General features: G+C 67.5%; 6 protein-coding genes and 2 rRNA genes. 3 read left to right on the forward strand and 5 right to left on the reverse strand.

What is annotated here, in order from left to right; all coding sequences use genetic code 11:
* Window positions 1–49 precede the first annotated feature (49 nt).
* A complete protein-coding gene (locus tag A9310_RS01470) occupies window positions 50–1,252 on the reverse strand; it encodes an acetyl-CoA C-acetyltransferase (protein ID WP_065629062.1) in 1,203 nt (400 codons plus the stop codon).
* An 86-nt stretch (window positions 1,253–1,338) separates the two neighbouring features.
* Between A9310_RS01470 and mce the strand changes: the two genes are divergently transcribed.
* Both mce and A9310_RS01480 read left to right on the forward strand, forming a co-directional pair.
* Entirely contained in the window at window positions 1,339–1,809 is a 471-nt protein-coding gene (mce, locus tag A9310_RS01475; RefSeq protein ID WP_058249978.1) for a methylmalonyl-CoA epimerase, read from the forward strand.
* Between the two features lie 152 nt (window positions 1,810–1,961).
* Window positions 1,962–2,930, forward strand: a complete 969-nt coding sequence (locus A9310_RS01480; RefSeq protein ID WP_065629063.1) for a hypothetical protein — start codon at window positions 1,962–1,964, stop codon at window positions 2,928–2,930.
* Window positions 2,931–3,007: 77 nt separating this feature from the next.
* Here A9310_RS01480 and nucS read toward each other — a convergent pair whose 3' ends face one another.
* Together nucS and glsA are read right to left on the reverse strand one after the other, a co-directional pair.
* The gene (nucS, locus tag A9310_RS01485) at window positions 3,008–3,691 is read right to left on the reverse strand and encodes an endonuclease NucS (RefSeq protein ID WP_058249976.1); all 684 of its coding nucleotides are present in this window, start codon (window positions 3,689–3,691) and stop codon (window positions 3,008–3,010) included.
* A 46-nt stretch (window positions 3,692–3,737) separates the two neighbouring features.
* Window positions 3,738–5,171, reverse strand: a complete 1,434-nt coding sequence (gene glsA, locus A9310_RS01490; protein ID WP_065629064.1) for a glutaminase A — start codon at window positions 5,169–5,171, stop codon at window positions 3,738–3,740.
* 90 nt (window positions 5,172–5,261) lie between these two features.
* On the opposite strand from glsA, the gene A9310_RS01495 reads away from it, so the two are divergent.
* A complete protein-coding gene (locus A9310_RS01495) occupies window positions 5,262–6,140 on the forward strand; it encodes a universal stress protein (RefSeq protein ID WP_065629065.1) in 879 nt (292 codons plus the stop codon).
* A 67-nt stretch (window positions 6,141–6,207) separates the two neighbouring features.
* Here the strand turns inward: A9310_RS01495 and rrf are convergent.
* Window positions 6,208–6,324, reverse strand: a 5S ribosomal RNA gene (gene rrf / locus A9310_RS01500).
* A 186-nt stretch (window positions 6,325–6,510) separates the two neighbouring features.
* Window positions 6,511–6,738, reverse strand: a 23S ribosomal RNA gene (locus tag A9310_RS01505); the annotation flags it as partial.

The raw sequence follows: 6,738 nt of genomic DNA on the forward strand, positions 1-6,738 counted from the left end.
CCGAATCGGACAGCAAACTACTACAAGATGTCGTAGACATCTCGTTCGTTCAGGACTTCGGAACCCGGATGATCAGCGCGTCACCCTGGCCGCCGGCTCCACAGAGCGCGGCTGCACCGACGCCACCGCCCCGTCGCTTCAGCTCGAGCGCGACATGCAGCGCGACGCGCGCCCCGGAGGTCCCGATCGGATGTCCGACGGCGATCGCACCACCGTTGACATTGACGATCTCGGGATCGACGCCGAGCTGCTTGGTCGAGGACAGCCCGACCGCCGCGAAGGCCTCATTGATCTCGATGAGGTCCAGGTCCGCGGGTGCGATGCCCTCGCGGTCACAGGCCTTGACGATCGCATTGGCCGGCTGCGCCTGCAGGCTGGAGTCCGGGCCGGCGACGACGCCGTGAGCGCCGATCTCGGCCAGCCACGTGACGCCCAGTTCCTCGGCCTTGGCCTTGCTCATCACCACGACGGCCGCCGCGCCGTCGGAGATCTGCGACGAGTTGCCCGCGGTGATCGTGCCGTCCTTGCGGAAGGCCGGCCGCAGCCCGGACAGCGACTCCACGGTGGTGTTGGCGCGAATCCCCTCGTCCTCGGCGAACTCGATCGGGTCGCCCTTACGCTGCGGGATGGCCACCGGCACGACCTCGTCGTCGAAGACGCCGTTCTTCCACGCGGCTGCGGCGAGCCGGTGGCTTCGTGCCGCGAACTCGTCCTGTTGCTCACGGGTGAACCCGTCGGCGTCGTTGCCCTGCTCGGTCAGCGCCCCCATCGGCTGATCGGTGAAGGCGTCGAAGAGCCCGTCGAACGCCATGTGGTCGACGAGTTCGGTGTTGCCGTACTTGAAGCCGCCGCGGCTGTTGGGCAGGAGATGGGGCGCCTGGGTCATCGACTCCTGGCCGCCGGCGACGACGACGTCGAACTCGCCGGCCCGGATGAGCTGATCGGCCAGCGCGATCGCGTCGATCCCCGACAGACACATCTTGTTGATGGTCAGGGTCGGGACGTCCCAGCCGATGCCGGCCTTGATCGCGGCCTGGCGGGCGGGCATCTGACCGGCCCCCGCGGTCAGCACCTGGCCCATGATCACGTACTCGACCTCGGATGCCGGAACGCCGGCCCGCTCGAGTGCGCCCTTGATGGCGACCGCGCCGAGATCGACCCCGCTGAAGTCCTTCAGGGAGCCCAGCAGGCGGCCGAAGGGGGTGCGTGCGCCGGCGACGATGACCGTGGTCTTGTCGGCAGTCGAAGTCATGAGGGAACCTCCGGGAAGTGTCTAGATAGGGGGGCCAACCGAGCGCCCGCTCTGTGCGCTCAACACCTCAACGCTACCGTTGTCCCATGTCTTCCTCAGCAACGGACCCCAGCGCCACCGCACTCATCTCCGACCTGATCGTCGCCATCGATCACGTCGGCATCGCCGTCCCCGATCTCGACGCCGCCAAGGAGTGGTACGCCACCCACCTCGGGTTCGAGACGCTGCATCAGGAGACGAACGCCGAGCAGGGCGTCGAGGAGGCCATGGTCGGCCCGGCCGGCGGCACCGGTGCGGTCATCCAGTTGCTCGCCCCGCTCGACGAGTCGTCGACGATCGCCAAGTTCATCGACCGCAACGGTCCTGGGCTCCAGCAGCTCGCCGTGCGGGTGACCGACGTCGACGCGGTCACGGCACGACTCACCGAAGCCGGCGTCCGGGTCCTCTACCCCGCCGCGAAGCGGGGCACCGCGGACTCCCGCATCAACTTCGTCCACCCCAAGGACGCGGGCGGCGTGCTGCTCGAACTCGTGGAACCCGCCGCCACCGCACACTGATCCGCCGCAACGGCCGAAAACCGTTGCGCCGCTAGCTGACTCGACATGCCGAGCCGGCCGCTCCCATCCGTGGACCGGCCGGCTCGGCACCTCCACGCACGGCGTCGCCGACGTCGAGGAGATCCCGCACTCTCTCCGATACACTGGCCGCCATGCCAGGTCCCGCACGGCAATTACCCTTCGCGATCGTGATGCGCGGTTATGACCGTGAGCAGGTCGCCGATCACCTCCAGCGCCTCGACGCCGATCTGCGCGTCCTCGCCGCCGATCGCGACGCCGCCACCGCCAACGCACACGAACTCGCCGCGCATCTCGAGGACGCGCGCGACGAGATAGCCGAACTGCGCCGGGAGGTCGACAAGCTCTCGGTCCCGCCGACCACCGCGCAAGGGATGAGCGAGCGACTGTCGCGGATGCTGCAGCTGGCGTCCGACGAAGCGTCGGAGATGCGCGCCGAAGCGGCCGCCGAAGCCGCCGAGACGCTGTCCATCGCGCGCCAGGAGGCCGCCGACATGCGGTCGTCGGCCGCGGCCGACGCCGAGCGCGTCCGGGGCGAGGCACGCACGGCCGCGAAGAAGCTGGTCGACGAGGCCGCCGCCCGGGCACGGCAGGTCAAGGAGACCGCGGCCGCCAACGAGTCGGAGTCCGCCCGCCTCATCGCCGAGCGCACCGCCGCGATGGAGGCCGAACACACCAAGACCATGCAGGCCGCCAAGGACGAGGCCCGCCGAGTGGTGGAGAAGGCGAAAGCCGAGGTCGCCGAACTCGAGGCGGTCAGCGCCGCCGAACGCCGGGCCGAGCGGGAACGCCATGACGCCGAACTCGCCGATCAGCGCGAACGCGCACTCGACGAGGCGGCACACATCCGTCAGACCGCGCTCGACATCGCGACCGAACGACTCGATCGATCACGCGAACTCGCGCAGGCCGCTGACCGCACGCGTCAGGACATCGCCGCCAACCTCGGCCGGCTCCGCGAGGAGCTGGCCGAGTTGCCGGAACTGCTCGCCCAGCCCGACGACTCCGAGTACTCCGTGCTGTCCGACGCCGACGATCTCGACCTCCTGAACAGCAAGCTCTCGCCCGAGGCGCGGTCGCCGGAGGCCCGCTCCAACGCCTGACGGCCCTCCGCTAATCGAGCTTGTCCCCTCCGCTGGTTGAGCTTGTCCCCTCCGCTGGTTGAGCTTGTCGAAGCCCCTCAGAAGAGCCTGAACTCCGTGCTCTCCGCGCCGCGAAGCTCGTCGTAATCGAGCACCACGCAACGGATTCCGCGGTCCTCGGCCAGCGTGCGGGCCTGCGGCTTGATCTGCTGGGCGGCGAAGACGCCGGCCACCGGGGCAAGTGTGGTGTCGCGGTTGAGCAACTCGAGATACCGGGTGAGCTGCTCGACGCCGTCGATCTCCCCGCGCCGTTTGATCTCGACCGCCACCGTGGCACCCGATGCGTCCCGGCACAGCAGGTCCACCGGCCCGATCGCGGTCATGTACTCGCGGCGGATGAGCGTGTGACCCGGACCCAACGTCTCGACATGCTCGGCGAGCAGCTCCTGCAGGTGCGCCTCGACGCCGTCCTTGACGAGGCCGGGGTCGATGCCGAGGTCGTGCTGGGAGTCGTGCTCGATCGACGCGATGGTGATGCGGAGTTCCTCGCCCGCCTTGTTGGTGACGACCCAGTACGCCTCCGCCTGCGTGCCGTCGGGAACCTGCGCCTCGGTGAGCCAGCACGGCGGACTCATCCAGTTCAACGGCTTGTAGGCCCGGTCGTCGGCGTGCACGCTCACCGATCCGTCCGATTTGATCAGCAGCAACCGCCGGGCCATGGGCAGATGGGCGGTCAGCCGCCCGACGTAGTCGACCTGACACTCCGCGATGACGAGACGCACGTGCCCACCCTAGTGGTGTGTCCCGGGACCAGGCGGCGCGGCCCGCTCACTCGTCGTAGTAGTGCTTCAGCAGAAACGTCTCGGCGTCGACGACCGCGTCGTCCATCGTCGAGTGCACGTGCGGAAGCGCCGGGTCGAATCCCCGGAGTTCCGGCGGCGCATCGAGATCGGGCACCGCCGCGTCGTCACGGTGCCGATCGACGCTGGCGCGGACGACCCCGTCCGGGTCGACGAGCGCGGCCCGCCGGCCGCTGTCGTCCAGCAGCCGTTTGATGCTCAGCACCATCGTGCGTGCGACCGCGTCGATCACCCCGATGCGGGAGATCTCGACGATGACGACGGTGTATGCGTCGATGTCGGCCTCCAGTCGCCGCTGAACGCTCTCGGCGCCGGCGAAGGTCAAATCTCCCTGGAGTTCGTACACACGGATCCGGTCGCGACAGGTCCGCAGATAGCTGCGCTCCTGCTCGCCCCATTCCGCGCTGACGGGGGTGTCGGCGAGGTCGTAGACCGACCGAATCGTCACCCGACTCTCCCGTGTCACGTTGAACATGTGCAGGCCCAGATCGGTGGACAGATGCCGACACACGTCGACGCCGCGGACGCTGTTGCCGTGACCGTCGAGCCGCGGCGAGTACACGCCGATGCCGAGTTGCCCCGGCAGCACCGCGAGGATCCCGCCACCGACGCCGCTCTTCGCCGGCAGGCCGACGGAGGTGACCCAGTCCCCCGCGCCAACGTACATCCCGCACGTCGTCATGACACTCAGCAACCGCTGCGCGGTCTCGTTGGAGAAGACCGTCCGACCCGTGCGGGGATTCATCCCGCCGTTCGCGATCGTCGCGCCGATCCCGGCCAGGTCGTCGGTCGTCACCCGAATCGAGCACTGTCGGTAGTAGAGGTCGAGAGCGGCGTCCGGGCTCGTCTCGAGAGCCCCGAAGCTGTCGAGCATGTAGGCGATCGCGCGGTTGCGCGATCCCGTCGCGGCCTCGGAGGCATAGACCTCCTCGTCCATCGTGAGTCGCCGTCCGGCACATCCGGAGTAGAACTCGAGCACCTCCCGGAAAGCGGCGTCGACCGCCGCCTCGTCCACGTCTCGGGTCGGCGGCAACAGCATCGATGCGGCGAAGATGGCCCCCGCATTGATCATCGGATTCTTCGGGCGTCGGCGCTCGTCCACGCTGATCTCGTTGAATGCCTCTCCGGACGGCTCGACGCCGATCTTCGCGTCGACCGCCGCGGTTCCGTGCTTCTTCAGGACCATCGCATAGGTGAGGGGCTTGGAGACCGACTGGATGGTGAACGCCGTCGCGGAGTCACGATGTGAGTAGGTGTGGCCGTCGTGCACGCACATCGACAGGCCGTAACCCTCGGGGTCGACGGCGGCCAGTTCCGGGATGTAGTCGGCGACATGACCGGACCGGTCCGAATGGCATTCGTCCATGATGTGGCTGAGGTAACCGTCGACGAGGGAGTCCATGACCCCATCTAAGCGTGTCCCCCGGCACCCCGTCGGAGATGACTAGGCTGGCGATGACCGGGGACCGAGACACCGACGCTGGGAGTACCGATGAAGCTGCTCGTCGCATACATCGCCACCTCGGGAGGCGACGACGCGGTCGCCCTCGGCGCATGCCTCGCGCGGACCTTCGACGCCGAACTCGAGCTCTGCATCGTCATCCCACCCGAGCCGGACAGCGCCGACCCGTCCGAACAGGTCTCGGTCGAACGCCTCGCCAACGCCCTGGACAGTGCGGCCCGCCGCTGGCTCGACGCCGCTGCCGCCAGACTCCCCGATGACATCGAGACCACCACGACGATCGCCGAACACGCCAACCCCGGGGAGGGTCTCGTCGTGCAGGCCCGGCGTACATCGGCGGACATGCTGATCATCGGCGGCGCAGGTGGCGGTATCCGCGGCCGGCACACACTCGGGACCGTGGTCAACGACATCTTGCATTCCGCATCGGTCCCGGTGGCGGTGGCGCCACCGGGGTTCGCGCATCTCGGGGCCGACGAGGTGCGAGAGATCTCGGTCGCGATCGGTAGCCGGCCAGGCACCCAGCTGTTGTTCCAGACGGCGTTGCGCAGCGGTGTCCGTGCACATYGGCCCATCCGGCTGATCTCGCTGGTGGCCGTCGACGACGTCCAACCCTGGCGCACCGAGCCGGAAGAACGGGCCCTCGACCACGCTCGCGAACACGCGCGACGCAGTCTCGAGGCGGCCAGAGAACAACTGCCACCGGACTTTCCGGTCAGCTCGGCGATCGCCCAGGGTTCGACCATCGAGGAGGCAGTCGGCTCCCTGGACTGGCAGGACGGCGATGTGGTCATGGTCGGCTCCAGCCGGCTGGCGGCGCCCAACACGCTCTTCCTCGGCACAACCGCGGCGAAGATTCTTCGCACGGTGTCGGTTCCGATGATCGTCGTTCCGAAGGGCACCGACTGATCACGTCTCGACCTGGAAAAGCATTGTGGCCCCTCACGAATCGCAAGGGGCCACAATGGGATGTTGTGTTCGGCGGTGTCCTACTCTCCCACACTGATTAGGGTGCAGTACCATTGGCGCTGGAGGGCTTAGCTTCCGGGTTCGGAATGGGGCCGGGCGTTTCCCCTCCGCTATAGCCGCCGTAACTTTGTGAAACAACACGCTCACGTAGTGTGCGTGTGTTTGTTTGTCACCTCTCACCACCCCGGTCACACCGTGGTGTTGTTGGGGGGTGTCCGGGGGGCGAAGCCACCCGGAGGAGTGTGTTGTTTCAGAAGTACATAGTGGATGCGAACACACCAAAACCGTGTTTGGTGATGTTGTGGGTGTTGTTGGTAAGTCCTCGGCCGATTAGTACCAGTCACCTGAACACATTGCTGTGCGTACAGTTCTGGCCTATCAACCCCATGGTCTGTGGGGGGCCTTAACCCCGCGAAGGGGGTGAGAAACCTCATCTTGGAACAGGCTTCCCGCTTAGATGCTTTCAGCGGTTATCCCTTCCGAACGTAGCTAACCAGCAGTGCCCCTGGCGGGACAACTGGCACACCAGAGGTTCGTC

The sequence above is a fragment of the Gordonia sp. UCD-TK1 genome (assembly GCF_001691435.1).
Lineage (GTDB): Bacteria > Actinomycetota > Actinomycetes > Mycobacteriales > Mycobacteriaceae > Gordonia > Gordonia hongkongensis.